This window comes from Adlercreutzia sp. DFI.6.23 (assembly GCF_024462535.1).
Classification (GTDB): domain Bacteria; phylum Actinomycetota; class Coriobacteriia; order Coriobacteriales; family Eggerthellaceae; genus Adlercreutzia; species Adlercreutzia rubneri.
Window position 1 is genome coordinate 1 of record NZ_JANGBP010000413.1, and the last position, 307, is coordinate 307.

Genomic DNA, 307 nt, shown 5'->3' on the forward strand with positions numbered 1-307 from the left:
TCGCCTGTTCGTCGACCGCGACGAGCTCTACCGCATCATCGGCCTCGACCACAAGCCCCGCCGCACCGGCCCGCAGGCGGCGGTGAAGGATTCCGCCGCGGAAACCAAGGACGCAGAGGATGCGGGAAGCAGGAAGAGGGAAGACGTGGAAGGCGCCGACGCAGACACGGCACGAAAAGCCAACGACGAACCGGCCTTCGACCCCTTCGAACCGCAAACCCCCGACCCGACGAAGCCCCAGCACAACCCCCGCGACCAGAAGAAGCGTTCATGACGCTCTCCCGTCGCCAGGACACCAAATTCGTGC

1 protein-coding gene is annotated in these 307 nt (G+C 65.8%); it reads left to right on the top strand.

The window, feature by feature from the left end:
* The coding region (locus NE591_RS13945) for a hypothetical protein (protein WP_256156942.1) at positions 1-274 on the top strand (274 nt) is incomplete at its 5' end.
* Positions 275-307: the final 33 nt, after the last annotated feature.